The organism is Paenibacillus sp. B-A-8, from assembly GCF_048572915.1.
Taxonomy (GTDB): Bacteria; Bacillota; Bacilli; order Paenibacillales; family Paenibacillaceae; genus Paenibacillus_AQ.
The window spans coordinates 2401379-2427669 of record NZ_CP183882.1; the positions used below are offsets into that span (position 1 = coordinate 2401379).

24 protein-coding genes are annotated in these 26291 nt (G+C 45.7%); 22 read left to right on the forward strand and 2 right to left on the reverse strand.

Annotated features, from left to right (window positions below):
• Positions 1-20 precede the first annotated feature (20 nt).
• From ACN6MV_RS10210 to ACN6MV_RS10290, 17 genes are all read left to right on the forward strand, one after another.
• On the forward strand, positions 21-1088 hold the full coding sequence (locus tag ACN6MV_RS10210; protein ID WP_419886281.1) for a glycosyltransferase family 4 protein: 1068 nt from the start codon (positions 21-23) through the stop codon (positions 1086-1088).
• Positions 1089-1135: 47 nt separating this feature from the next.
• On the forward strand, positions 1136-2041 hold the full coding sequence (locus tag ACN6MV_RS10215) for a Gfo/Idh/MocA family protein (protein WP_419886282.1): 906 nt from the start codon (positions 1136-1138) through the stop codon (positions 2039-2041).
• A 32-nt stretch (positions 2042-2073) separates the two neighbouring features.
• Complete coding sequence (locus tag ACN6MV_RS10220; RefSeq protein WP_419886283.1) at positions 2074-3072, forward strand: Gfo/Idh/MocA family protein; 999 nt, start codon at positions 2074-2076, stop codon at positions 3070-3072.
• Positions 3072-4076, forward strand: a complete 1005-nt coding sequence (locus tag ACN6MV_RS10225; protein ID WP_341053614.1) for a Gfo/Idh/MocA family oxidoreductase — start codon at positions 3072-3074, stop codon at positions 4074-4076. Before ACN6MV_RS10220 ends, ACN6MV_RS10225 begins: the two co-directional genes overlap by 1 nt.
• A gap of 45 nt (positions 4077-4121) precedes the next feature.
• On the forward strand, positions 4122-4778 hold the full coding sequence (locus ACN6MV_RS10230; protein WP_052404229.1) for an RraA family protein: 657 nt from the start codon (positions 4122-4124) through the stop codon (positions 4776-4778).
• Positions 4779-4802: 24 nt separating this feature from the next.
• On the forward strand, positions 4803-5564 hold the full coding sequence (locus ACN6MV_RS10235) for an SDR family NAD(P)-dependent oxidoreductase (RefSeq protein ID WP_419886284.1): 762 nt from the start codon (positions 4803-4805) through the stop codon (positions 5562-5564).
• 21 nt (positions 5565-5585) lie between these two features.
• Positions 5586-6476 (forward strand): SMP-30/gluconolactonase/LRE family protein, encoded by an 891-nt coding sequence (locus ACN6MV_RS10240; RefSeq protein ID WP_419886285.1) that lies wholly within the window; start codon positions 5586-5588, stop codon positions 6474-6476.
• A gap of 17 nt (positions 6477-6493) precedes the next feature.
• Complete coding sequence (locus ACN6MV_RS10245) at positions 6494-7264, forward strand: glucose 1-dehydrogenase (RefSeq protein ID WP_339290210.1); 771 nt, start codon at positions 6494-6496, stop codon at positions 7262-7264.
• 20 nt (positions 7265-7284) lie between these two features.
• Complete coding sequence (locus ACN6MV_RS10250) at positions 7285-8184, forward strand: fumarylacetoacetate hydrolase family protein (RefSeq protein WP_419886286.1); 900 nt, start codon at positions 7285-7287, stop codon at positions 8182-8184.
• A gap of 12 nt (positions 8185-8196) precedes the next feature.
• Positions 8197-9036 (forward strand): amidohydrolase family protein, encoded by an 840-nt coding sequence (locus ACN6MV_RS10255; RefSeq protein ID WP_419886287.1) that lies wholly within the window; start codon positions 8197-8199, stop codon positions 9034-9036.
• Between the two features lie 49 nt (positions 9037-9085).
• Positions 9086-10867, forward strand: coding sequence for an IlvD/Edd family dehydratase (locus ACN6MV_RS10260; RefSeq protein ID WP_419886288.1), 1782 nt, complete (start codon positions 9086-9088; stop codon positions 10865-10867).
• A gap of 1010 nt (positions 10868-11877) precedes the next feature.
• Positions 11878-12894, forward strand: coding sequence for an NAD-dependent epimerase/dehydratase family protein (locus tag ACN6MV_RS10265; RefSeq protein WP_419886740.1), 1017 nt, complete (start codon positions 11878-11880; stop codon positions 12892-12894).
• Complete coding sequence (locus ACN6MV_RS10270) at positions 12894-13964, forward strand: dihydrodipicolinate synthase family protein (RefSeq protein ID WP_419886289.1); 1071 nt, start codon at positions 12894-12896, stop codon at positions 13962-13964. Before ACN6MV_RS10265 ends, ACN6MV_RS10270 begins: the two co-directional genes overlap by 1 nt.
• Positions 13965-14088: 124 nt before the next feature.
• Positions 14089-15270, forward strand: a complete 1182-nt coding sequence (locus ACN6MV_RS10275) for a MalY/PatB family protein (RefSeq protein WP_076120049.1) — start codon at positions 14089-14091, stop codon at positions 15268-15270.
• 117 nt (positions 15271-15387) lie between these two features.
• Positions 15388-15696, forward strand: coding sequence for a hypothetical protein (locus tag ACN6MV_RS10280; protein WP_419886290.1), 309 nt, complete (start codon positions 15388-15390; stop codon positions 15694-15696).
• A 43-nt stretch (positions 15697-15739) separates the two neighbouring features.
• The gene (locus ACN6MV_RS10285; RefSeq protein ID WP_042126214.1) at positions 15740-16690 is read left to right on the forward strand and encodes a nucleoside hydrolase; all 951 of its coding nucleotides are present in this window, start codon (positions 15740-15742) and stop codon (positions 16688-16690) included.
• Positions 16691-16848: 158 nt separating this feature from the next.
• A complete protein-coding gene (locus tag ACN6MV_RS10290; RefSeq protein WP_339290222.1) occupies positions 16849-18102 on the forward strand; it encodes a stalk domain-containing protein in 1254 nt (417 codons plus the stop codon).
• A gap of 46 nt (positions 18103-18148) precedes the next feature.
• Here the strand turns inward: ACN6MV_RS10290 and ACN6MV_RS10295 are convergent, their stop codons facing one another.
• The gene (locus ACN6MV_RS10295) at positions 18149-18697 is read right to left on the reverse strand and encodes a hypothetical protein (RefSeq protein WP_042126215.1); all 549 of its coding nucleotides are present in this window, start codon (positions 18695-18697) and stop codon (positions 18149-18151) included.
• A 128-nt stretch (positions 18698-18825) separates the two neighbouring features.
• On the opposite strand from ACN6MV_RS10295, the gene ACN6MV_RS10300 reads away from it, so the two are divergent.
• The 4 genes from ACN6MV_RS10300 (at position 18826) to ACN6MV_RS10315 (ending at position 23775) form a co-directional block, all read left to right on the forward strand.
• Positions 18826-19254: a hypothetical protein gene (locus ACN6MV_RS10300; protein ID WP_419886291.1), complete on the forward strand. Its 429-nt coding sequence runs from the start codon at positions 18826-18828 to the stop codon at positions 19252-19254.
• A gap of 122 nt (positions 19255-19376) precedes the next feature.
• Positions 19377-20324 (forward strand): radical SAM protein, encoded by a 948-nt coding sequence (locus tag ACN6MV_RS10305; protein ID WP_042126219.1) that lies wholly within the window; start codon positions 19377-19379, stop codon positions 20322-20324.
• Between the two features lie 175 nt (positions 20325-20499).
• Positions 20500-21531 (forward strand): bile acid:sodium symporter family protein, encoded by a 1032-nt coding sequence (locus ACN6MV_RS10310; protein ID WP_375102527.1) that lies wholly within the window; start codon positions 20500-20502, stop codon positions 21529-21531.
• 210 nt (positions 21532-21741) lie between these two features.
• Positions 21742-23775, forward strand: coding sequence for a methyl-accepting chemotaxis protein (locus ACN6MV_RS10315; RefSeq protein WP_419886292.1), 2034 nt, complete (start codon positions 21742-21744; stop codon positions 23773-23775).
• Positions 23776-23918: 143 nt separating this feature from the next.
• Here ACN6MV_RS10315 and ACN6MV_RS10320 read toward each other — a convergent pair whose 3' ends face one another.
• Positions 23919-25199 carry a histidine--tRNA ligase gene (locus ACN6MV_RS10320; RefSeq protein WP_419886293.1) on the reverse strand — a complete coding sequence of 427 codons (1281 nt, stop codon included), beginning with the start codon at positions 25197-25199 and terminating at the stop codon, positions 23919-23921.
• A 354-nt stretch (positions 25200-25553) separates the two neighbouring features.
• Here ACN6MV_RS10320 and ACN6MV_RS10325 point away from each other — a divergent pair, with 354 nt between their 5' ends.
• Entirely contained in the window at positions 25554-26207 is a 654-nt protein-coding gene (locus ACN6MV_RS10325) for an HD domain-containing protein (protein ID WP_419886294.1), read from the forward strand.
• The last annotated feature ends 84 nt before the right edge of the window (positions 26208-26291 follow it).

A 26291-nucleotide genomic window follows, 5' to 3' on the forward strand; every position in this document is an offset into this window, starting at 1 on the left:
TCCTTGGCGAAGGGTGAGGGATGATGAGAATCTTATATTTTTATAAATTCTGTATTCTGGGTGGGGTAACCACTCAACTTGCAAATAGACTTAAATTTTTGCGGCACCACTCGGAAGTGCATTTTGCTTTTCTAGAGGATTACGGCGGGGCGAGCGCTTTTGAAGGTTATGAGCATGTCCGAATTCTAGGGACGGTTGAAGAAATTAAGAGCTACATGGAAGTCTATGATTTCGATGTCATTATTACAATTGATACTTACGAGCTGTATGAAGCACTTGGGCCTGTACAAGAGGGGAAGGTTATTATTCATGAGGTACATACCACCTATTCCGAACCCCTGCAGAAGTTGGCCGCAACGAAAGATAGTTTGCCTTTTCACTTTGTGATCACTCCCTCCGCTTACATGAAGGATTATTTGGACGGTATCGGCATAGCGGGTGCTTATCATATTAATAATTGCCTGGATACCGATTTGTTCCGGTATGAAGCGGGTATTGAGCAGGAGCCTGTCACTATTTTGTGGGTAGGTAAACTGGATGATCACAAGAACTGGTCGTCCTATTTGAACATTGCTGGAAAGCTGAATGCCAAGATGCCAGAGCTGCAATTTATGCTTGTTGGGGGATATACTGCTCCCGATGAGATCAAGAAACAGCTGATGGTAAAGGTGGAACAGCAGGGGATTAAGTATTTCAAGTGGATTCCCAAAGTGGATTACGATGAGATGCATCGCTATTATTCATCGGTTGCGCAGAATGGTGGGGTATATATTAGTACCACGACCAATGAATCTTTTGGGATGACCGTACTGGAGGCGATGGCCTGCAGGTGTCCGGTAGTGGTTCCGAGTGTAGGGGCGTTGCCGGAATTATTGGATGGTTTGTTAAGTGTTTCCCTATACGAATCAGGCAATGAAGAGGAGTGTGTGGACAGATTGAGCGCACTGCTGGAGCAGAATAGTCTGAGGGAAGGCTTGAAGTCATTGGGAGAACAGAAAGCTAGAACTACTTACAGCATCGAACAAGTGGGAAAAGAATACATGGAACTACTTGAGCGTTTCAGAGAAGAACGTTTAATTCTTAAATAAGTGGATCACTCCATGGGGCTGTCAACCGAATAAGAGGTGTTGTTGAAATGGAAGAGTTGCAGATCGGTATGGTAGGAATGGACACTTCACATAGCAGGATTTTCGCGGCGCTGCTAAATGATGAATCTCATCCGCTATATATTCCGGGTGGCAGGCTCCACTGCGGTTATCCGGGGGGTTCTCTTGATTTCGAGCTAAGCTATTCACGTGTGAGACCGATTAGCACTGAATTGCAGGAGCGCTATGGGGTTGAATTGCTCGATTCTATAGAAGAAGTTGCGGAGAGATCCCATGCGATTCTATTGACTTCTGTAGATGGGAGAGTGCACAAGGAACAATTTGCGGTGCTGGCTCCTTACGGAAAGCCAGTATTCATTGACAAGCCGTTAGCGGTTTCTTCTGAAGATGCGAAGGTGATTGTGGAATTGGCGGAGAGGTATGGAACGCCATTTTTCTCCAGCTCTTTGCTACGTTTCGGTGGACCGCTGGTAGCCCTCTTAGAGGATGAAAGTGCAGGTGCTATTCTAGGTGCGGATTGCACTGGACCACTCGATCTTCAGCCGACACAACCGGGGTTATTCTGGTATGGTATACACGCTGCTGAGATGTTATATGCCGCTCTTGGAGAAGGTTGCCATTGCGTACGTGCCGTCAGTAACGATGCGCAAGAATGGGTAGTCGGCCAGTGGAAGGACGGGCGAATCGGGACGATCCGCGGAAATCGTACAGGCGGCTCTGATTTCTATATCGTATTGCACCGTGAACGGGGGAGCAACGGAATTAACGCGCTCGGAGCAAATTACAACGCAGGACATCAGCAATTACTAAAGAAATTTATAGCTATGGCGCGAGGGGACTCTCCACCGGTACGAACTTCCCTAACACTAGAGTTGATTCGCTTCATCGAAGCGGCCAACGAAAGCCGGGTAAGCGGTGCTGATGTTCGTCTGTAAAGGAAAGCACAATCTGAAAGGAGTGTAGTGTATTGATTAGGACAGCAGTGATTGGATGCGGTGGCATGGGGACTGTTCATGCGGATCGCTACAAGTCCATGCCCGAAGCTGAGCTTGTCGCCGTATGTGACATCGTTGAAAAAGCCGCTGAGGTGCTAGGAACTTTAGTGGGCGTTAGCTATTTTACATCTGTACAAGAAATGCTCGAGCAGGTAAAGCCAGAGGTGGTCAGTATTGCTGTGCCGACTTATTTGCATGTAGAACTGGTACGGATTGCGGCTGACCATGGAGCGCATGTGATCTGTGAGAAGCCGCTCGCACTCACTTCGCAAGAAGCGGAAGAAGCAATTAGTTACTGCAACGAGCGCGGTGTACGTTTGTTTGTGGGCCATGTCGTTCGTTTCTTTCCTTCTTATAGACAGCTTGCGGAGGGAATAACGCAGCTTGGCAGTGTTCAAGGCGGAATATACCATGCTAAACGGGCGGGTTCACATCCCGGAAACGTGCAAGCGTGGTTTCGGGATCCATTTCTTAGCGGTGGCGTCATTATGGATTTAATGATTCACGACATTGACTACATTCGTGGGGCTTTTGGTGAAGCCCGTGAAGTGTATGCGTTCCAACATCAGTCGGAAGATATAAATTATGCCTCAGCTACATTCCGGTTTAAGAATGGAACCATTGCTCAGCTTGAAGCATTTTGGGGGTATCCAGGGTCGTTCCACTCCTCTTTTGAATATGCGGATGCGGAAGGAATCATCTCAGGCGGGACCGGGGATGGCGAAAGTCTGCATATTCGCAAGTCGATAACGACGGGCTCTACATCGGGATTTGTGGAGACGCCTTCGAGTGTGCTGCTGAAGGATCCGTATTATTTGGAACTGGAGCATTTTCTAAGCTGTCTAACAAGTGAGGAAGAGCCGATAGTCACTGCGCAGGATGCGCTGGAAGCTGTACGTTGGGCTGAAGCCGCTCAGCAATCGGCAATGACCCATCAACCGGTGAAGCTTGAAGTGAAGGGGGATATATAATGAGCCGTTTGAATATTGGCATGATCAGTTTCGCGCATGCGCATGCTTTTGACTATTTGGCAAGTTTACTGCACATGTCTGAAGTGACGGTCAGTGGAATTGCTGATGAGGTGCCGGAGCGCACACAGGCGCTCGCAGAACGTCATTCGATTCCCTATTATGCTAACTACAAGGAACTTCTGGAAGACTCGAATATAGATGCCGTAATTATTTGCTCGGAAAATGTCTATCATGCTGAGCTAACCATCGCTTCAGCCCGAGCGGGCAAGCATGTACTGTGCGAGAAGCCGCTAGGTCTGTCAGTGGAAGAAATGGAACGCATGATTTCGGTCTGCTCTGAAGAGGGAGTACAGCTTATGACAGCCTTTCCTTGCCGCTTCCTCACTCCGGTTGTGCGGGCTAAGGAATCACTAGATCGCGGCGATATTGGTGAAATTATCGCTTTTAAAGGAACTAACAGAGGTTCTTTTCCGGGACCTAGATGGTTCTCTGATGAAGACCTATCGGGAGGCGGTGCTGTTCTAGATCACACTGTGCATGTGATGGATCTGATGAACTGGTTCTCTGGTTCTTCTGTAGAACAGGTGTATGCCTATGCGGATACCTTATTTGATTCAGAGTGCAAGCGGACGATCGATGATGCTGGAATGGTGCATGTAACTTTTGAGAATGGTGTGTTCGGAGTGCTGGATCCTAGCTGGTCACGCAATCCCGGCTTCCCCACATGGGGGGATGTGACCCTAGAAATCATTGGAACTAAAGGTGTCATCTCCATAGATGCTTTTAACCAAAAAAACAATGTATACGGAAGAGCATCTGGCAAAGGGAACTGGTCCTTCTGGGGGGATGACATGAATGAACTGATGCTGAAGGCTTTTGTACAGGCGCTTCTAGAAGGGGTGGAGGTACCAATTTCGGGAATAGATGGACTCCGATCCACAGAGGTTGCACTTACCGCTTATCAATCTGCTCATGCAGGCCAACCGGTGCGTTTAAATAAATGAGGATGCTGTAAGCAGCACAAAACTTTGAGGAGGATGGAACCGCCTATGAAGGATCAGGAATTGTTCGATAGTATGTGTGAAAAGCTCTACTCTGCGGTAATCTCTGATACGTTGGATCAATTGGGCTATCGTAATCAGGTGATGCGTGAAAATATTAACCCGATAGATCCTACCTGGATCGTTGCCGGAAGAGCAAAGACCATTCTGTCTGTGGATATTCATCATTTGCCGGAAGATCCGTACACGAAGGAGATTGAGGCGGTGGACAGCGTTAAGCCTGGTGAGATTGTCATCGGCTGCACGAATGAATCGCGGCAGAACGGACTGTGGGGAGAGCTATTGTCTACGGCTTCCAAAATGAGAGGTGGCCGCGGAGCCATTGTAGATGGACTAATCCGTGATACTGCTAAAATTCTGGAGCTTGGCTTTCCTGTCTTTGCTACCGGGACCAAACCTGTTGATTCTCAAGGGCGTGGGATTGTTATTGATTATGACATTCCAGTGCTATGCGGTGGCGTGATGGTCCATCCCGGAGATGTGATCTTTGGTGACCGTGATGGTATCGTTGTGATACCGGGCGCCATCATCGATGAAGTGTTCCAATTGGCTATGGATAAGGTGACTCGTGAGAACCATACACGCGATGAACTGCTCGAAGGATACACCTTACGGCAGGTCTATGATAAATACGGGGTGCTCTGATCAAGAACTGAGGGGGTGATAAACATGAGGCTGGCTGGCAAAAGAGCGCTGGTCACAGGTGCAGCAAGAGGAATTGGACTAGGAATTGCCCTTCGATTTCTGGAAGAAGGTGCTCAGGTGGTGTTGCTGGACCGGAGTGAGGGTGAGCTTCTTACTGCACTAGAAACCATGAAGGATTATGGTGATAAAGGCGCAGTGGAGGTTTGTGATCTTCGCGATGTGGCACAGCTGGAACAATCTGTTGCCCGAGCCTTTGAAAGATTCGGCGGGATAGATATTGTAGTGAACAACGCCGGAATCGCCTTTCGTGAACACTTTCTCGACATCTCGGTTGAGCATTGGAATGCAGTATTTGATATCAACGTAAAGGCTATTTTCTTAATCGGTCAGCTTGCCGCAAGGCAAATGATTTCTCAGGGCGGCGGAGGCACTATTATTAACATGAGCTCCAAAAATGGTCTGTCAGCAAGCTCCGAGCTCGCGCATTATAATGCTTCTAAGGCAGCTGTTATACTGCTAACCGAATCGATGGCAGTGGAGCTGGCGTCTTATGGAATTCGCGTAAATGCTGTAGCACCGGGATTTGTGGATACCCCTCTCGACCGTAAGCTGCGCGAAACTTCGAAGCTCCCAGCGTATTCGGAGCATACACCGATGAAGCGGGCGGCAACGATAAGGGAAGCTGCTAATGTATTTCTTTTTCTGGCTTCTGACGAAGCTTCTTATGTAACTGGAGAAACCATTCGTGTGGATGGCGGGCATTTGGCTAATGGTAGTGAGCTGTAAATAGAAGAAGGAGTGAATATTTTGGAAAGTACAGAATTTCAGGCAGAATTGATGATTGATGCTCAGGCTGAGCTTGGTGAAGGGCCGCATTGGGATGCTGAATCCAATCAATTGTATTGGGTCGATATAACGGGCAGGAAGCTTAGAATCTACGACCGGATCACTGGTGATGAAGTCGTTCGCTCTTTTGAACAAATGGTTAGTGCAGCTATTCCTACGACAACAGGAGGAATTCTATTGGCTATGGAAGATGGGGTCTACCTCTCTCGAGCTGAAGGATCGCCGATCCTGCTGACTTCAATAGAAGCGGATCTTCTACACAACAGAGCGAATGATGCGAAATGCGATCGACAAGGACGACTGTGGGTGGGAACGATGAGTATGAACGATGAGCCGAAAGCCGGAGGATTCTACGTCGTGGAGTCTGGTGGGATCACCCGCCAATTGTTGTCCGGCATCGGCTGCTCAAACGGAATGGCTTGGGATTACACACGAAGCAAGATGTATTATATTGATACGCCGACTAGGCAAGTGGATGTGTTTGATTACGAGGAAGCGTCTGGAAGGATAAATAACCGAAGAATGGCATTTCAAATTCCTACAACGAGTGGATATCCGGACGGAATGACAATAGACCGTGAAGGTATGCTTTGGGTCGCCCATTGGGGCGGTGGCTGTGTATCTCGATGGAACCCTGATACAGGTGAACAGCTTGGAGTCATTCGAGTTCCAGCGCCTCTAGTGACCTCATGCGCTTTTGGAGGCGACGATCTAACGGAACTCTACATTACAACTGCAAGGATAGGGATGCAAGAGAAGGAACTGCGAGATTATCCGTTTGCAGGCGGATTGTTTATGGCTAAGCCAGGGGTGAGTGGTCTGCTGCCCGGTAAATTTCAAGCTAAGGAGTAGGATGAGGAGGCAAAGCGATGCGACTCAAAGATAAGATCGTCATTATCACCGGAGCAGGCTCGGGAATTGGAAAAAGCACAGCCGTATTATTTGCTTCAGAAGGAGCCACGGTAGTCATTGCCGATGTCCAAGAAGATTCAGGAAAGGCCGCTGTCGCTGAAATAAAGGCGTCGGGCGGAAATGCGCTGTTCATCCCCTGTGATGTTACCGATGCAAGCAGTACTACTGGAATGGCTGATCAGGTATTCCAAGCTTTTGGTCAAATCGATGTCCTCTTTAATAATGCGGGGATCAGTGGTGTAGGTACAGTGCATGAGGTTGCCGAGGAAGTGTGGGAGAGGGTCATGCGGGTCAATGTGACAGGTGTGTTCTTAACTTGCAAGGCTGTTCTTCCTTATATGATGAAGAGCAAGAAGGGTTCTATCATTAATATGTCCTCTGGCATCGCCGAAATCGGAGTTGCAGAGCGTGCTTCCTACAGTGCCTCTAAGGGCGCAGTTCTATCTTTAACCAAAGCAATGCAAGTCGATTATGCGCCTTACGGCATTCGAATAAATGCGCTGCTGCCCGGTACGATTATGACTCCGTTTGTAGAAGGTTATTTGAAGGCGTCTCTGGATCCGGAGGCTTCGGTTGCAGCCATTAAGCGCAGACAGCTTAGCGGTGAGCTCGGCAAACCTGAGGATGTGGCCAGGGCGGCACTGTTTCTCGCCTCCGATGAGTCTGAGTTTGTAATGGGTTCACCGCTATACGTGGATGGCGGCCTTGTCTTCGGCAAAAATGCATAAAGTAAAGGAGAGTTATATAGATGAAGCTAATTACCTTTTTGCAAAAAGAGGATGATCATATGGGCGTTCTAACCGACCGTGGTGTGGTGGATATTGAGGCGGCACAGATTGCATTATCCACTCGGGCTGAGGTTCCAGTAACGGTTAATCAATTGCTTGTTGGTGGGGAGGCTGCACTTAACCAACTGAGGATTTTTGTAAATGAGTTGCCTGATGAAGAGGTGAATCCATCCTGGCTGAAGCAGGTTGAAGATTTGACCTTCGGCCCTTGCGTTACTGATCCTGGAAAAATCATCTGTATTGGTCTGAATTACCGCCGGCACGCCGAAGAGACTGGGATGGCTATTCCCGAGTATCCTATCCTGTTCAATAAATTTAACAATACACTGACCGGACATGACTCGGAGGTTCCGCTTCCGAGGGCCAGCCACAAGGTGGACTACGAAGCAGAGCTTGGCATCGTCATCGGCCGAACTGCGAAGTATGTGGTTGAGGAAGAAGCACTGGATTATGTATTCGGGTATTGTGCTGCAAATGATTTGTCGGCGCGTGATTTACAGATGCGGACGAGTCAATGGCTAGCAGGAAAGTCTTGCGATAAATTTTCACCTATTGGGCCGTACTTAGTCACTGCAGATGAAGTGGGTGATCCTAATCAGCTCGATATTCAGTGTACAGTGAATGGCGAACTACGTCAGAACTCCAACACTTCGGACATGATTTTTAATTGTAAGCAGATTGTCAGCTATGTGTCCCAGTGTATGACCCTTTCACCGGGAGATATCATTCTGACTGGTACACCGGAAGGCGTCGTGATGGGTTACCCGCCAGAGGAACAGATTTATTTACAAGCTGGTGATGTGATCACAGTGCAGATTGAGAAGCTTGGTGCCATTACAAATACGATGGTTAGTGAATAGGAGGGACTGGGGATGATCTTCGATTGTCATACTCATTTGTTTGGACCGGGAATGGTCTCAGGGCCTACGGATGAGGCGATCAAACGAGCTTGGGGCCCGGATATGAATATCGAAGCAACCCCCGAGCAGCACCGGCGTAATTTGGATGGTTTCTCTGGTGCTATCGTACTGGCGATGGCTGCGCATGCAACTGGACTTGTTGTACCTAATGCGTATGTCGCTGATTACTGTCGCACGGATCCGGATCGGTTATTCGGTTTTGCGAGTGTAGATCCCAATCATCTGGACTGTGTTGCTGAATTTGAGACTGCGATTCGTGAGATGGGGCTAAAAGGGCTGAAGCTTGCACCTATTTATCAGAATTTTTATCCTGAAGATCCCAAGCATTATGCCCTCTATGCCAAAGCAGAACAGCTGGATGTACCTATTCTTTGGCATCAGGGAACTTCTTTTGTGCCGGAGGGTTATCTGGATGCTTCAAGACCAGCGATGCTGGATCCGATTGCCCGTGCTTTTCCGAAGCTGAAGATGATTGTGGCGCATATGGGCCATCCCTGGATTGATGAATGTATTTCATTGGTGCGTAAGCATCCTAACCTGTATATGGACGTTTCTGCGTTAGGAAGCAGGCCTTGGCAGTTCTACAATGCCCTGGTATCTGCTATGGAATACGGGGTGCAAGATAAAATACTGTTTGGGTCAGATTATCCGTTCTTTGGGACGCAGAAGATGCTAGATGCTATGTACCATATCAATGATCTAGTGGAGGGAACGAAGCTTCCTCATATTCCGCAGGAGTTTATTGAGAGCATCATGCATCGTCTAACACCGGAGATTCTTGGTTTTGTCTGAGGGATTTGTGCATGGTCTATAAGTGTTGTAGTTAAAAGGAGATGGGATCATGGGGGAGCGTAGGGACAGCGAGGATAAGCAGGCCGAATTCGGTGGAAAGTTGAAGAGTGAAGCCTATTTTCAAGAAAAGGATTTATGGGGATTTATCCATCGTTCCTTTACGAAGTCTATGGGATATACCGAAGAAGATATTCGCAAGCCCGTAATCGGTATTTGCAACACCTTCAGTGAGCTGAATAAATGTCATTCACATTTTAATGAATTATTGGATTATGTGAAGCGAGGTGTTTGGCAGGCAGGGGGAGTACCGATGGAATTCCCGACGATCTCGATTGGTGAGCCTTATGTGAAGCCTACAACAATGCTGCTGCGTAATTTGATGGCGATGGATACGGAAGAAATGATGAAGGGGCATCCCATTGATGGCGTAGTGCTGCTTGGGGGGTGTGATAAAACGGTACCCGCTCAGTTGATGGCAGCCGCTAGCGCCAATATTCCAGCCATTGTGCTGACAGGCGGTCCCATGTTAAATGGCCGGCTGGGCGGGCGTAGCCTTGGAGCATGTACAGATTGTTATGGCTTTACGCTGGAGCATAAAGCTGGAAATATTAGTGACGAAGCGCTGGCTGTGGCAGAGAATGCAATTTGCCGAAGTGACGGTCACTGCATGGTGATGGGCACCGCCAGCACTATGGCCTCGATTGCCGAAGCGATCGGTATGGCGTTACCAGGCTGTGCAGCTATCCCGGCGCCGGACAGCAGACGCAGACATATGTCCGAGCGGACGGGCAAGCAGATTGTAGAGCTAGTTCGTCAGGGCATCCGTCCTCGCGACATTATGACTGCGGCGGCGATCGAGAATGCGATCACAGTTACGATGGCGAGCGGTGGATCGACGAACGCAATCATCCATCTTGTTGCGATCTCCCAGCGGCTCGGGATGAAGCTGCCGTTAGAAACGTTTGACCGGATTAGTAGCCAGACCCCGTTCATTTTGAATCTGCGTCCTTCAGGCAAATATCAGATGGAGGAATATTTTGAGGCAGGTGGCGTACCTGCGCTAATGAAGGAGCTGGAGCCGCTGCTGCACGGGGATTGCTTGACAGTAACAGGCAGAACGGTAACAGAAAATCTGGTTCAGGCGGAAACGCTGGACAGAGATGTGATTCGTACTTTGGAGGAGCCGCTGGACAACCAAGGTGGAATTGCTGTATTGCGCGGGAATCTGGCACCGGATGGGGCGCTGATCAAGCAAACCGCTGTATCCGCTCATCTCAAAAAGCATATCGGACGCGCAGTAGTGTTCGAGAGTCCGTCCGATCTGAATGAGCGGATCGATGATCTTGATCTGGTCGTGGATGAGAACAGCGTGCTAGTCCTTAAAAACGCAGGACCGAAGGGCGCCCCAGCGATGCCGGAAATCGGGCAAATCCCGATTCCGCAAAAACTGCTGAAGCAGGGCATCCGCGACATGGTTCGCATCTCTGATGCTCGGATCAGCGGCACTTCCTATGGCGCATTGATTGTACATGCGGCTCCGGAAGCGGCTATCGGCGGAACGCTAGCTCTTGTGCAGGATGGCGATGAAATCGAGCTGGATATTTCGGCGAGGCGCTTAGAGCTGAAGGTGTCCGATGAGGAATTGGCCCGACGGCGAGTTACATGGCAAGCGCCTAAGCCGCACTACGACAGGGGTTATGGCTTGCTGTTTCATGAGCGTGTGCTTCAAGCGAACCTCGGCTGTGATTTTGACTTTCTGCTGCCTGCGGAGCTTAGGAAAGAATTGCTTGGCGTGATGGAGTCGGCACGCTCGAAATCGCGCCCGAAGTAATCTAATGCTTGCGTATGTGAAATAGTTGCACTTTATACAACTAAATTTCAACAAACCGTTGTCTGTAGGCTCATTTTAGTTTTTTAATTGCAGAGAATACAACTAAACTGGCATCTACGGGAACAGAAGTCGAAATAAGTGTATGAAATACACTTATATCGCATGTATCGCGCATATCGCAAGTATCGCGCATATCGCAAGTATCGCGCGTATCGAACAAATCGCACATATCTATGGCGGAATGCTAGCTCTTGTGCAAGGTGACGATGAAATTAAGTTGGATATTTCCGCGAGGCGCATAGAGTTAAAGGTGTCCGATAGAAGTTGCCAAACGCCGGGTTGCATGACAAACGCTTAAGTCACACTACGATAAGGGGTAGTATGAATTTACTAGATTGTCTGACTGAATTGGTTGAGCTGAGATAATTGCTTTGTTTTCTTTGATTGCATTTTATGCAATAGATTCTGCTCTAGAGTGGCTGAAATTTGATTCTATTGCACTTTCTGCAATGGAATTTCAGATAATCACCATTAAACGAGCTAATGGCCGGAATCTGATGTATGAAGTGCAATAGATTCATTTTTTAGCTAAGAATTTGGAGATTCTATTGCACTTTCTGCAATAAGATAGTTAGTTTCCGATTTCGGCGAGAATGGATTGCGAATGTAGCAGCTGGTTTGTGAATGTAGCTAGTTAGTTTCCGATTGCAGCGAGCATGGATTGCTAATGTAGCAGCTGGTTTGCGAATGTAGCTAGTTGGTTCCAGATTGCAGCGAGCATGGATTGCGAATGTAGAAGCTGGTTTGCAGAATGTAGCTAGTTAGTTTCCGGTTGCGGCGAGCATGGTTTGTGAATATAGCTAGTTGGTTTCTAATCGAAGCAAGCTTGGCATTTGATTAACACGATTTTGGCTTCCGATTGCAGCAAGCAGCGTTTCCAATTACACCAATCTATAGGTCGCTTGTGGTAAAAGCGACAGACCAGAGTCAACGGAGAGGAGAGTTCAATGATGCGAACCGTTCAAGAGTTGGAGGATCGCTTGGCTAGTCCATCAGCAGCGCTGATTGAGGAACTTAGCCAGCTCGATGGAGATATTATGCTACTAGGCGTGGGGGGCAAAATGGGACCCAGTCTCGCAAGGCTGGCGATGAATGCGATTCGTCAAGCGGGGATCGACAAGAAAGTCATCGGCGTTTCCCGCTTCTCGAATAAAGAGCTGAGACGAGAACTCGAAGAGGCTGGTGTCGAGATTATCTCCGCTGATTTGTCTGACGATAAAGCGTTGCAGGCACTCCCTGAAACCCAAAATATTCTCTATATGGCCGGAAATAAATTTGGCACGACCGGGAATGAACATTTTACTTGGATGATGAATGCTTATCTGCCGGGACGTGTAGCGGAACGGTTCCATAATTCACGAATGGTTGTGTTCTCTACAGGCAATGTCTACCCGTTTACTCCGGTCAGTCAAGGAGGAGCAACGGAGAGAACTTCTCCGAACGCGAATGGCGAGTATGGGCAATCCTGTCTGGGACGGGAGCGTATTTTTGAACATTTCTCTCATAAAAATGGAACGCCGATGTTCATTTATCGGCTGAATTACGCCATTGATCTGCGGTATGGTGTGTTACTGGAGCTTGCTCGATCGGTTAGAGAAGGTCTTCCCATTGATATCACGATGGGTCATGCCAATGTGATCTGGCAAGGGGATGCGAATGAAATCGCATTGCGAGCATTGCTACGTTGCAGTTCACCGCCTAATTTCATGAACATTACCGGACCAGAGACATTGTCACTGCGCTGGGCTGCGAATGAATTTGGCCGAAAGTTAGGCATAGAGCCGATCTTTACAGGTGAAGAAGCACCTACCGCACTGCTAAGTAACGCGGCAAAAGCCGCTGCTACCTTCGGCTATCCAAGGGTATCGCTGGCTGAAATGATTGACTGGATTGGTGATTGGGTAGGACAAGGTGGAGAAACCTGGAATAAACCTACGCATTTTCAGGAGCGGGAGGGCAAATATTAATGACACTGACAAGAGTACCTTTGACTTCGGAATTACATGCCGCGCTTCATGATGGATTGGCTATTCCTGCACATCCTCTCGCCTTAACTAAAGAGCGCAAGCTGGATGAGCAACGTCAACGGGCGCTTACCCGTTATTATGTTGCTTCCGGGGCGGGTGGAATCGCGGTTGCCGTGCATTCCACTCAATTCGAGATCAGGAACCCGGAAGTAGGACTACTGGAGCCTGTGTTGCGCCTAGCCGCGGAAGAGGTGGAACGTGCCCAGTTAGATCGTCCATTTATGAAAGTAGCGGGTATTTGCGGTGGGACGGAGCAGGCTGTTCTTGAAGCGCGCCTTGCCGCAAGCTTTGGTTATGAAGCGGGACTGCTCAGCATGGGAGGCCTGCAAACCTTGAGTGAGGAAGAATTGCTGGAACGAACACGCAGAGTGGCAGATGTGATTCCGGTGTTTGGTTTCTACCTTCAGCCGTCGGTGGGAGGACGAATTCTAAGTTTTGATTTTTGGAAGGCATTCGCTGAAATAGAAGGCGTAATCGCCATCAAAATGGCGCCATTCAATCGTTATCAGACGCTGGATGTAGTCAGAGCTGTGCTTGAATCCAGCCGTAGCGAAGAAATTGCTCTGTACACCGGAAATGATGATAATATTGTCAGCGATCTGCTCACGACCTTCCGATTTATGGTGAACGGCAAGCCCGTTGAGAAAAAAATAGTCGGCGGCCTACTCGGTCACTGGGCAGTCTGGACGAGCAAAGCAGTACAGCTGCTTAATGAGATTAAAAAGGTCCGAAATGAACCCTCGTTGGCATCCCATTGGCTGACGCTCGGGGCTGAAGTGACGGATAGCAATGCGGCGATATTTGATCCTGCGCATCATTTTCATGGCTGTATCCCGGGTATTCATGAGGTGCTTCGCCTGCAAGGATTGCTTGAAGGGTTATGGTGTCTAAATCCGGAGGAGCAATTATCACCGGGGCAAGTGGAGGAAATAAACAGAGTGCACAGGGACTATCCCCATCTGGTGGATGACGAATTTGTGGCAGCGCATTTACAAGAATGGCTGCAATAACAAATAGCTGTATGTGAGTTAAGGAGGACGCACTTTCGCAAGTGCGTTCTTTTTATCCAGAGTGCGATATCCTCCTCCTCATGATACAATAAGGGACAAGTTTATAAGGATGAGGTGACTTTAATTGAAGTATGATTTCGATCGCGTAATTGACCGCCGTAATACACGTTCTTACAAGTGGGACCAGTCCGAGAAGTTGTTTGGTGAGAAAGATATTATGCCGCTTTGGGTGGCAGACATGGATTTTGAAAGTCCTCCCGCAGTGAAGGAAGCGATTCTGCGCCGCGCAGAACAAGGAGTTTACGGTTACAGTGTACCTAGTGACTCTTATAAAGAAGCTATCACGTCGTGGTTCAGAAGACGGCATGATTGGGAAATTAAATCGGAATGGATTTCGGACTCTCCCGGAATTGTAACTTCCTTAAGTCTTTCCGTTGAGCTGTTTACCGAGCCGGGAGACGAGGTTATTTTACAGTCGCCAGTTTATTATCCTTTCTATGATGTCATCAAAATGAATGATCGGAAGGTTGCCAAGAATCCGCTTGTGATCCGAAATGGACGCTTCGAGATGGACTATGAGCAATTGGAAGTTCTGATGCAAGGCGGAGCAAAGCTGCTGCTCTTATGCAGTCCGCATAATCCGGGTGGTCGAGTATGGGAAAGAGAAGAACTGCTGAAGCTTGGTGAACTCTGTCTGCGTTACGGCGTGACTGTAATTTCCGATGAGATTCATTGTGATTTGGCGCTTCCGGGCTATGAGCATATCCCTTTTGCATCCTTATCAGAAGAAATTGCAAATATTACCCTTACCACACTTGCCGCGACTAAAACCTTCAATCTTCCGGGCATTCAATCTTCTTTTATCGTGTCTTCGAATCCGGAATTGAAACTTAAGTTTGATCAAAAAATGAAAGCCCTGAGCTTACATATGGCTAGCTTCTTCGCTCAAGATGCAGTACAAGCTGCTTATAATGAAGGAGAAGAATGGTTGGATGAGCTTTTAGAGTACGTTTCAGGTAATGTGGATTATGCGATTAGCTATCTGTCGGAGCATTTGCCACAGGTCCAAGTGATGCAACCGCAAGGCACCTACCTGCTATGGGTAGACTGCCGTGGGCTGAATCTGGATATTGATGGGCTTAAACAGTTAATGTACAAAGAGGCTAAAGTCGCTTTTAATGAAGGTTCTGTTTTTGGAACTGAGGGACAAGGTCATCTGCGGATCAATCTAGCTTGTCCTAGATCTATTCTAGTTGAAGCGTTAGAACGCTTTTGCCGAGCAGCAGCAGCTTATACAACGAAATAACAGATATTTCTGAAGCTTGATGATTCCTTCTAAGGGGATCGTCGAGCTTCTTTATTTTGCAAAAGGGTAAAAAGAATAATAAAATGGAGTCCATTACGTCAAGCAGGAGGACTTCAAATGAAATGGGTAGCTCAGCTTCCGTATTATAAGATACAGCGGGAAATCAAGGATGGAGAACAACGAAGTTTTCCGTGTAATAGGCTAATGTATCTGTACAAAGATAGAATTGTAACTCGTCATCGTGAATTTCCAATAAAAGATATTTTAGATATGTCCTATCGCTCAATGGGGGATACTGGAGGTATGTTCTATCTACATACGAGTAAGGGCGTATATGCTTATTTGGTAGAGTGTGATCCTGAAAGTTTTATTCATACTTTTAAAGAACAGCAAATGAATAAAATTGAGCGTCCTGATAGGCCGTGATATGATAATCCATACGACATTGCACAAATGGGAGAGAACATAAATGAGTAAAACACGAATTATTATTGATGCAGACACAGGGATTGACGACGCACTAGCAATTCTATATGCCTTGCGTGCTCCAAATGTAATTGTAGAAGGAATTACAACTGTTTTTGGGAATATTGATGTCGAGAAGGCAGCTGACAATTCACTGCGACTGATTGAGCTTGCTAAACCAGATTACGAAATTCCTGTAGCGATCGGAGCATCCAAGGCACTCGTTCGTGAGCACTCAGGTTACGCCACTCATGTGCATGGTGAGAACGGCATTGGTAATGTGGAAATTGCACCATCTAGCCAGCGTCCCATTAGCGAAACTGCATCTGAGTTTATTGTTCGGATGGCTAATGAGAATCCCGGAGAAATTGTATTAGTTACACTGGCACATCTAACCAACCTCTCGATGGCGCTTGATATGGACCCTGGAATTAAGAATACTTTGAAAAAAGTAGTGGTGATGGGCGGTACGATCTTTAATCCCGGCAATAGAACACCGGTTGCGGAAGCGAATATTGCTGGAGACCCTGAAGCTGCTGATCATGTATTTACATCTGGACTTCCCGTTATGATGGTGGGTTTAGACGTTACGCTTAAGACGCGGATCACTCAAGAGCATATTGATTTATTAAATCGTTTTGGACGTGAAGAAAATAAAGCGATCATTTCGTTTATGGAACAATCGCTTACTCATTATTTTAATTTCTACCGTGAAGCGAACTTTTTGATTAACAGTGCACCGCTGCATGATCCGCTCGCACTTATGGTTGCGCTGCAACCAGACCTTGTAACTTACAAAGAAATGAATGTTCGCGTGGAGCACAAAGGTGAGTTTACATCGGGAATGGTCGTAGCGGATTTGCGGGCTCAGCCAAAAGTGGGTAGCCCTATACAAGTCGCTGTGGATGTAGATGTTGAACGAGCGGTGGGGACCTTTTTGAGCGTGTTTATGTAGTTTAGTCGACTTCTTCTGATGTGAAAAATAATATCGAAGCTCATAGATGACAATCTATTAATTTTACAATTGGATAATCTTTGGTAAAATGGTAGAAGACATATAAAGAGTTTAAGAGATTACACTTCATATCATGGAAGATGGGAGACTTAACAGTCATGAACAAACGGATTGGTAAATTAGTCTTATGTCTGGCGATTTCGCTAGGCGGCACTACAGCTGTATTCCAAAATACTACACAAGCAGCCCCTGCTGGGGGAGTTAGTATTATGCTGGATGGTTATGCACTACCGTTTCCAGTAGAGCCTGTTGTGATGAACGGAACCACGATGGTCCCATTCCGAGCGATATCTGAAGCATTGGGGATCAACGTAGAGTGGAATCAAGCGCTTAAGAAAATTACCGCGACCAAAACGGATACAGCGGGTACTAAAGTGGTAACTTTGACCCTGGGTAGCAAAAATGCAGGCGTAAACGGCGAAGTTGTGAAGCTGGGGGTTGCCCCGCAAACGATCCGCAATAACACGATGATTCCGCTTAGCTTCTTCGGCCAGCAGTTTGGTGCGGGCGTAGCATGGGATCAAGCGACGAAGACCGTCTCAATCACTTCACCAAAGACGGATATGTATAAGCTGGGTTTCTATGCGCTTAGTTCATACAGCGAAATTTCGTTGCTTCCTAGCTTTGATGCTGTAGCTTTTGGGTGGAGCGGAATTGATAAAACCGGACAATTCACCACGACAGGCACTGACTTTAGATGGCCCCAAGCTGCTGGGGATGTAACTCCAGAGTCTATTATCTCAAATGCAGCAGCAGGGGGCACAGCGCCTTATCTGATGGTCTTTTCGGGTGATACTGCATCCGAGCTGACGAAGAACCTGGAAGATAAAGTGCTTCAAGAGCAGACGATTACAGGAATTGTCGATCTGGCTACACAAAAGGGCTTTCAAGGAGTTACGCTGGATCTTGAGGGACTGGGTTTAACAGGGGATAAAGCAAAGGTGCAAGCCGATTATAATGCTTTTGTGAAGAATCTGTCTCAAAAAGTACATGCAGCAGGTCTTAAGCTTACTGTGATCCTTCATCCATTAAACAGCTCTTATAAAGGTTATGATTACAAGACGCTAGGCAGCCTAGCAGATGATTTGGTCATTATGTCTTATGATTATTTGAAAGAGAAAAAAATTCCAGAGCCGATGAGTTTAGTTGATGAAGGCATCCGGCTTGCACTTCAGCAAGTAAGTAAGGATAAGCTGATTCTGGGTATTTCCGTTTATAGTGAGAATGAAACTTCAGTGAATTCCAAGGTTGGACTTGCCAAACGTTATGGTCTTAAAGGGATTGCGATCTGGCGCGTGGGCTTGATTGGGCAGCCTGTCTGGAATGAGATGGGGAAATCGGTGGAATTGTAAGGAAATGTGATATGAAAAGAAACAGGCTGCCATCTGGCAGCCTGTTTTATTTATACATACCATTCTTAATGGACTCGATGGTGGTGAACATCTGTGAATATACAGATTTAATATTGGGTTCATTTACTTTGTCGTTATAAATACCGTATTCCCAAGATCTAAATTTTTCACCATTATGGAAATAGCCTGTGACATACATATTATTATTAAAATTTGTTAAAGAAGAGTGCTCATACGATACGTCTTCAAGAACAAACGGCATAAATGATTTCGTTGCTCCAATAAAGAAGAAAGGAATTCCTGCCTTCGTATATACTTTAACATACTTGTTGTCGTCCGCTTCTTGCAGATGCTCCTTCATAATGATTACGGCATCATAATTAGAGGAGAGCTTTGTATAATCTTCTAATTCATCAAAGGAAATACTGGTGAAGCGGATCTGATCTTCTCTTACTTTCGGGACTTCGCCAACAACGCCTACGGATAGGCCTTTTCCTGAGTACAGCGGTGTATCAACCGTATCGGCATTAGATGTACAGCCTGTAACAAATATGAATATTAGGATAATGAGTGCATTTCGAATGATTCTCCTCATCTTTTGGCTCCTTTCAAGCGTTCTGCATGAGTTGTAATCCTACAATAAAACATTATACTGGAAAATAATGGTGTGGACCAGTAAATGGGTCATGGACTTCGAACAACATGATTCTGAGGAGGGTTATTTTGCATCCAATTACAGCAATAGAAATCATATTTTCGGTTGTTTTTGTCCTCATTCTATTTGGAGTAGCCTTGTTTTTACCCCGTAAGATTAGGAAGCCTAGTTTAATTATAGTATCTTCAATCACTGTACTTTTGTTATTATCCTTCGCTATTCGCCCCTACTGGATTGATTATCAAGTATCCCGAAAAACAGAACAACTCAATCACTATTTGGAGGAGAGATACCCTAATCAAGAATGGGAAATTAGTCGACAAGTAGGTAGACAATATAATCCTTATCATTTACAAGTAAGATTTAAAAACGAAAAAGGTTGGATTTATATTTATTCAGTAGTAAATGAGAGGGAAATTCACCAGAGCGTTTGGATACCATCAGGTGGTAAGTTTTTCGAAGAAGGAAAACATTACGAGAGTTATCAATTGGAGTAATTGCTAAGTAGATGAAATATTCGACTGTTATAAACCTCACATTAACCTATGCCATAAACCTTTATAATCTCTAAGGTTGAACTCTTGAACCAAATTCATTTTTTAAAGGAGGACTTTAGAGTATGAGATATAAAGCATTGGAATTAGACAAACCGCTAACTTATGAGCTGGAAGGCTTAGAAATAGGAGTCACCTCGAACTGTAATTTTCGCTGCGATTATTGTTGTGCTTATAATAGAAATGATGGACAAAGTATCAAAGCCAAAGAGGTCATCCGGATTCTTGAAGAGCTTCCGGGTCTAAAAAGAGTGCGTTTATCAGGTGGCGAGGTCACATTAAAGTTCGATGACTGTGTAGAGATTGTAAACTACTGCTCATCCAGAGGGATTCAGACACAGCTCAATTCTAACGGCAGTCTTTTAAATGCTGAACGGATTGATCAATTGGTCGCTGCCGGATTAACGACGATACATATTTCCTTCAATTTTACTACAGCGGATGCGTTCTCTCGTTATTATAATATTCATCCAAGCATCTATGAGAAAATAAGAGAGAACATTACTTTGTTCGCGGCCACAAGTGTAGATACGGTGCTGGAGACACTATTGTTCAGTGAAACGCAGGATAACATGAAGGAAATTAGTGATCATGTCTATGCTATGGGCGTCAGAACACATGAGATTCAGAACAGTATTATCATGGATCATACCGGCTGGAAATCAATTGCTGCCCGTGAACAATTAAAGAACGCTGTAAGTGAACTGATAGCACAGAAGAAAGAGGATACAATCCTGTATTTCACCTGCATGGACCGCTTTATGGATGCGCTTGGCTTCGAGGAGCAACCGGGCGTTTATTTTCCTCACTGCATAGAGGGCAAGAAACAGCTTCATCTACATGGAAATGGGGACATTTTGATCTCTGAATTGTGCCACCCGGTTATTATCGGAAACATTTATCAGGGGACTTCACTGAAGGACTTGTATAGTAACATGCCCGCGCCTTTGGCTCAGTTCCTTGATAAACTGCCATGCCCAGCACTGGACGCATTGTTTCCGCAAGGTGTTTAAACCGTTTAGCGATTCTATAGAAATTACTTCTAGGAGCCAATTTTAATAATTGGTTCCTTTTTGTGTGGTGGATTAATGGAAAGTCCTGTATGATCTCTGTAAGCTTATAGAGGCGGTTACAACTTAAATTTGCAGATAAGGAATGTATGACATCCATACATATGGTATGCGACACATGCTTACGAATATAAGAAATGGACTCAACAAATCCAATGTTGTACTCGAAAAAATCATGCCATTATTAACACCTACTGCCATCGTGGTTGGCGTACTTAATGAAAGCAGACTGCTACCGTTCACAGGTCTTGTTCCTTGGATTTTCGCCTTTATGACATTGATCGGAAGCTTGAAGTCCAATCTCAAGGATCTGCTGGGTGTACTGCTGAAACCACAGAAGCTGATAGTGTTGATGATCATTCTCCATATCGTGATGCCGCTTATCGGCTGGCTCGTTGCAAGTGCTGTCTTTCCAGAAGATCCCTACACTGTGACTGGATTTGTACTGCTGTTCGCAATCCCTACGGGTGTCGTTAGTGTGGTGTGGGTATCCATATATGGAGGGAATATTGCACTGACTTTGGCACTTATTCTGATAGATACACTCGTATCACCGATTGTCGTTCCGGGTACCTTGTATTTGCTCATGGGAGCAAGTGTGGAAATTCAGCTGGGGGAAATGATGAAAGGGCTCCTATGGATGGTTGTCATTCCTTCGCTGGTCGGTATGCTTCTGAATCAATGGACAAAGGGCAAGGTGAATACGGTATGTGGACCGCCGCTTTCCCCGTTTGTAAAGGTTGGATTGTTTATGGTCGTTTCTATTAACGGTGCCAGCATTGCTCGTTATCTGAAACACCCGGATAGTAAATTAGCGATTATTATTGGCGTAACTTTCTTAACGGTAGTTCTTGGATATGTAATCGGAGCCTTGGTATCACGCCGTTTCCGCTTTAGCTATGAAGATTCTGTGGCTGTGCAATTTAATTCCGGCATGCGTAATTTAAGCGCGGGGGCTGTGCTCGCAGTAAAATATTTCCCTCCGGCTGTTGCACTCCCTGTTATTTCAGGAATGTTATTTCAACAAATACTCGCCGCAATGTCTGGTCTATTTTTACGGAACAGAACTAAAAGCGCCTTAACGGCTGGTGCAGTCACGCAAGTGAATACAGTTTCCCAGTCAGAACAGCCTATTTCATCACAGCGGTAAAACAGGTCTTATTAACTATTCCATAAAAAGTGTCCAAACTTGTAGAACTAGATTTTTTTCATTTATATGCAATAATTCGACATTTTTTGATATTTTCCGTATTTTCGCTTAGTCAATATTCACTAATTTATCATGATATCCGATAGTAATTGTATTATTTACAATTGCTTTGTTCATGAATGAGCAAGTTGTCGGAAGGATGAGAAGCGTATGAAGATTCGCCTTAAGCTATCATTTATGTTGATAGGAGTAACCCTGTTATGTATAACGGTAATGGGAGTATTTACGTATTTGAAGTCAACTCATGCGATTGTGAGTCTTACTGAGAATTCAATGAAGCAGGTCAATACGAATAAAGCACAGACCATATCGTCCATGATTTCGAAAGAGCAGAGAAGTATTGAGCTTATTGCCGGTAGGTCGGAAATTGTCGAATTGCTGCTTCAAGCAGGAAACGGCGGAGTTAGCAAAGGGGATAAGCTTCAGAATGAGGTGAATATCAGCCTTCAGGAAATCGTGGAGGCTGCAGGAAACCTTGAACATGTTTTTGTTAGTGATATGAAGGGCATCGCTGTGGCTGACAGTGACATCAAGCTTATAGGTACGGATTTTAGTGATAGAAATTATTCGAAGAAAGTAATGGAGACTGCGGCGCCGGTAATTAGTGAAACGCTGAAATCGAAATCTACTGGAGCTTATGTGGTGGCTTTTGTGCATCCTGTTAAGAGTAATGGAAAGATGATTGGATATGTGGCTTCAGCGGTTTCAGCAGATAGTATGATTAAGTATTTGGCAGATGCAAAAGTAGTAAATACAACGACCTCGTATGCTTATCTTCTCGATGAGAACGGGAATACACTGTATCATCCGGATAAGAAGCAGGTAGGACAACCTGTTGCCAATGACCAAATCATGGCTGTTGTGAAGCGTGTGAAATCTGGTGAAAAAGTAGAAGATAGCCTTCTTAGTTATACATATAATGGTGTGGATAAAAAATCAGCCTATACAGTTATGCCGGAGACCAACTGGTTGCTGGGGTTAACTGCTAATTTAGATGAAATTACGAAGCCAGTGAATGAGATGAGAAACTTTAATCTGGTGTTAGGTGCGGGAAGTTTGATTATAGCATTGCTGATTGCTTTATATTTTGCCCAAAAAATCTCTTCACCGATTGTTAAACTGACAGAGTTGATAAATAGAACGGCAGAGCTGAATTTGACGTATGACGCCCAGTATGAGTATCTGACGAAAAATAAGGATGAAACCGGGACGATCGCCAAAGCAATGCTCCGCACACGTGCTATTCTTCGTGATATGGCTGGCAGTCTAATTACGATCTCAAGCAGAGTGCTAGATAATGCGGAAACGCTTGAGAAGCTGTCCATAGATGTTCGAGAGAATGCACATGACAATTCAGCAACTACACAGCAGCTATCGGCTGGGATGGAGGAGACAGCAGCTTCAACACAAGAGATGACGGCAGCGATTACTGAAATTGATATTAATGTGTCCGAGATCTCCAGTAATGTGAAGGAAGGCGCTGAAGTTTCCAAACAGATCAGTGAGCGGGCGATGGTGTTACAAGATGAGGCGTTAGAGTCTACGGATAATGCTAAGCGAGTGTATGAATCTGTTCGTATCGATATGGAAAAAGCAATTGAACAGTCGAATGCGATCTCAGAGATTAATGTACTGGCGGATACGATTCTATCGATTACTAGTCAGACCAATCTGCTTGCTTTAAATGCAGCGATTGAAGCGGCCAGAGCCGGTGAGGCAGGTAGAGGATTTGCTGTTGTAGCTGGTGAAATCCGCAAGCTGGCTGAGAAATCGTCAGAGACAGCGGCTGGAATTCAAGGAGTCGTTTCCGGCGTATATACTTCTGTTGAGTTAATGAAGGAAAATTCAGAGGCGTTACTCGCTTTTATAGACCAGAATGTTCTTGGGGATTATGAGCGCTTAACGGAGGTGAGTCAGCAATATAATAGAGATGCTACTACAGTGAATATGTTGATGAATCAATTCGAGACTGCGGCCGATCATCTAAGTATGGCGGTATCCAGTATATCTATTGCAGTCAATGAAGTGGCTGCTACAGTAAATGAGGGGGCTATCGGTATCCAGGATATTGCGATAAAAACTGCCGATATCGTAGAGAAAACTTTCCATGAAGTTACGGTGGCTGACGAGAATACCCAAAGTGCCAAGGAGCTACAGGGGCTGGTAGATCGGTTTAAGATCTAAGAAGGATTAAGGGAATCTTTATCTGTCATTCATAAAATATTAAGCTTGCAAGGTTATAGTACATGTATAACCTCCCTTAATATATAACTTGCCCCGCCGGTGATCGGCGGGGTCTTTTTTTGAGCAGTACCTAAGAATGATCCTTATTTAGTGATGAGATAAATAGCTTCATCCAGCGGAACGATAACCTCTGTTTGTTCTTCCATATCCTTCAGACGTACTTTATCGACACTGGATTCGCTCTCGCCGATCAGTATAACGTAACGGATGTTTTTGGATGAGGCTGTGGCGAGCTGCTTTTTTAATTTTCTTTTTCCGGATACGAGAGTGGTTCTTATAGAACAAGCACGTAGCTCGGCTGCTGCAATCAAAGCTTGTGGGAGTGTCTCACCAATCGGAATGACCATAACATTAGCTGCTCTATTTTCTTGGGTAGGTCGTTCTGCTAAGAGTGCCATGATTGACTCCATACCAAAAGACAACCCCACCGTAGGATATTGAATATCCTCTCTGCCCACTAGCTGTCCGATAATCGCGTCATATCTGCCTCCGCCACCCAAGCTTGAGGCGAAGAAACCAGATGCATCAAAGATCTCGTAAACTGTTCCTGTGTAGAATGAAAGACCTCGGGATAAGAAAGGATCGAAGCGGCAAGTCTCCTGTAGTCCGATGTCTTGGATTAGATTTTGCAGGACGAGAACCTCTGACGCACCCGGTTGTGTTGTGAGATTGTATTTGTCGCATAACTGCTCAAAGCTTGGATTGTCCATTTCGATAAGTGCTAGAATCGCTGAGATGGTTGCAGATTCAAGCCCTTTGGCGATCAACTCGTTCTCGACTCCGCTAATGTTGATTTTTTCAAGTTTATCAAGAGTAAGCATAACGGATAGTTGCTCTTCAGCAGGTACGCCAATGGACTCCAGAATCTCACTGAGAAAACGTCGGTTATTCCATTTTAGGATGATAGGGATGCCTAGCTTACGGAAAGCTTCGGTAGCTAGCTGCATCAGCTCTGCTTCAGCCTCAGGGCCGGAAATGCCGACCACATCGACATCACATTGCAGGAATTCACGCAGACGCCCGCGTTTCACAGGTCCATCTCGGAACACTTTTCCGATCTCATACCGCTTGAAGGGGAACTCTATTCCTGGATTTAAAGCGATCACTTTGGCAAAAGGGATGGTCAGATCATAACGTAACCCCAGTTTGCGGTTGCCTTGATCCGTGAGCTGGTACATTTCTTTGAGAATTTCATCCCCGCCTGCATATTTCGAGGTCAGTAACTCCAATTCATTTAATAGTGTCGTATCCATCGATTCAAAATCATAGAGCTCAAACAAGTCCTGCAGCGTATTTTGAATGTTCTTTCTGAGCGCTTGCTCTTGACCGAAGTAATCATAAGTTCCTTTAATGTTTTGCATCATTAGTAGCTCCTTTTATATTGGCATAGTTTAGAAAATAAAAAAACGCGCAGGACCTCTTGGTCCTGCGCGTGATCTATGCCGCAGGGAGGCCAACGCGAGTAGCGTTAGCCTCCCTGAAAAAATTCAGGAGTGCTAACGCTGTTTGTGATAATAATGAAGTTGATTCAGCATGATTGTATTTGTATTCATCAGAACCAATTCCCTTCGAAATTTTGATTACTGCCGATTATAGCGGATCATTTGGAGTCATGCAAGTAACAATTTATAATAGCTTCGATTTCTTGTGGGCGAAAAGACCAGTTATCAGCTATAATAGGGCTTCGATATTCCTTAAGGAAAGGGAGTTTTTCTACGATGAATGAATCTTTAATTATAGCTCAGACCGAAGATTTTGTTAAAGAACAACTTGGACAAGACACTACGGGTCATGACTGGTGGCATTCCGATAGAGTGCGCAACACCGCCGCTGAAATTGCCAAGATCGAGAGCGCAGATGTATTTGTCTGCACGATGGCCGCCTTGCTGCATGATGTTGCTGACGAGAAGCTTAATCCGTCTAAAGAAGAAGGTTTGCTTAAAGTGCGTACTTGGCTTTCTTCAAACCTTACAGATGAGGAACAAATTAATCATATTATGATGATTATTGAGACGATGTCCTTTAGTGGTGGCGGTGGAGAACCGATGCAGACGCTTGAAGGCCAAGTGGTCCAAGATGCCGATCGACTTGATGCGCTTGGTGCGATTGGCATTGCCAGAACCTTTATTTTCTCAGGGGCGAAAGGTCGTCCAGCTTATGATCCGGGAGTGTCTCCAAGAGAGGAATCGCTTCAAAAGGAGTACAGGGATTACAGCAAAGGAACGGCTATCAATCATTTTTATGAGAAGTTATTAAAGTTAAAATTCCTGATGAATACAGCCTATGGACGCAAGTTAGCAGAAGAACGGCATGATTTCATGCTTAATTTTCTGGACCAGTTCTATAAGGAATGGAATCAAGGGAGCCAATAGCTGTTATAATGATTAGTATGCACAAGATGAAGGATCGCGGAGTTTCCGCTTTAACCAGAACAATCGGCATAGAAGAGGTTGAAC

Excerpts from the sequence above, each read along its gene's own strand:
- ACN6MV_RS10210 (WP_419886281.1), top strand. The coding sequence starts at position 21 with ATGATGAGAATCTTATATTTTTATAAATTCTGTATTCTGGGTGGGGTA.
- ACN6MV_RS10215 (WP_419886282.1), top strand. The coding sequence starts at position 1,136 with ATGGAAGAGTTGCAGATCGGTATGGTAGGAATGGACACTTCACATAGC.
- ACN6MV_RS10225 (WP_341053614.1), top strand. The coding sequence starts at position 3,072 with ATGAGCCGTTTGAATATTGGCATGATCAGTTTCGCGCATGCGCATGCT.
- ACN6MV_RS10230 (WP_052404229.1), top strand. The coding sequence starts at position 4,122 with ATGAAGGATCAGGAATTGTTCGATAGTATGTGTGAAAAGCTCTACTCT.
- ACN6MV_RS10235 (WP_419886284.1), top strand. The coding sequence starts at position 4,803 with ATGAGGCTGGCTGGCAAAAGAGCGCTGGTCACAGGTGCAGCAAGAGGA.
- ACN6MV_RS10245 (WP_339290210.1), top strand. The coding sequence starts at position 6,494 with ATGCGACTCAAAGATAAGATCGTCATTATCACCGGAGCAGGCTCGGGA.
- ACN6MV_RS10250 (WP_419886286.1), top strand. The coding sequence starts at position 7,285 with ATGAAGCTAATTACCTTTTTGCAAAAAGAGGATGATCATATGGGCGTT.
- ACN6MV_RS10255 (WP_419886287.1), top strand. The coding sequence starts at position 8,197 with ATGATCTTCGATTGTCATACTCATTTGTTTGGACCGGGAATGGTCTCA.
- ACN6MV_RS10260 (WP_419886288.1), top strand. The coding sequence starts at position 9,086 with ATGGGGGAGCGTAGGGACAGCGAGGATAAGCAGGCCGAATTCGGTGGA.
- ACN6MV_RS10265 (WP_419886740.1), top strand. The coding sequence starts at position 11,878 with ATGCGAACCGTTCAAGAGTTGGAGGATCGCTTGGCTAGTCCATCAGCA.
- ACN6MV_RS10270 (WP_419886289.1), top strand. The coding sequence starts at position 12,894 with ATGACACTGACAAGAGTACCTTTGACTTCGGAATTACATGCCGCGCTT.
- ACN6MV_RS10280 (WP_419886290.1), top strand. The coding sequence starts at position 15,388 with ATGAAATGGGTAGCTCAGCTTCCGTATTATAAGATACAGCGGGAAATC.
- ACN6MV_RS10285 (WP_042126214.1), top strand. The coding sequence starts at position 15,740 with ATGAGTAAAACACGAATTATTATTGATGCAGACACAGGGATTGACGAC.
- ACN6MV_RS10290 (WP_339290222.1), top strand. The coding sequence starts at position 16,849 with ATGAACAAACGGATTGGTAAATTAGTCTTATGTCTGGCGATTTCGCTA.
- ACN6MV_RS10295 (WP_042126215.1), bottom strand. The coding sequence starts at position 18,697 with ATGAGGAGAATCATTCGAAATGCACTCATTATCCTAATATTCATATTT.
- ACN6MV_RS10305 (WP_042126219.1), top strand. The coding sequence starts at position 19,377 with ATGAGATATAAAGCATTGGAATTAGACAAACCGCTAACTTATGAGCTG.
- ACN6MV_RS10310 (WP_375102527.1), top strand. The coding sequence starts at position 20,500 with ATGCTTACGAATATAAGAAATGGACTCAACAAATCCAATGTTGTACTC.
- ACN6MV_RS10315 (WP_419886292.1), top strand. The coding sequence starts at position 21,742 with ATGAAGATTCGCCTTAAGCTATCATTTATGTTGATAGGAGTAACCCTG.
- ACN6MV_RS10320 (WP_419886293.1), bottom strand. The coding sequence starts at position 25,199 with ATGATGCAAAACATTAAAGGAACTTATGATTACTTCGGTCAAGAGCAA.
- ACN6MV_RS10325 (WP_419886294.1), top strand. The coding sequence starts at position 25,554 with ATGAATGAATCTTTAATTATAGCTCAGACCGAAGATTTTGTTAAAGAA.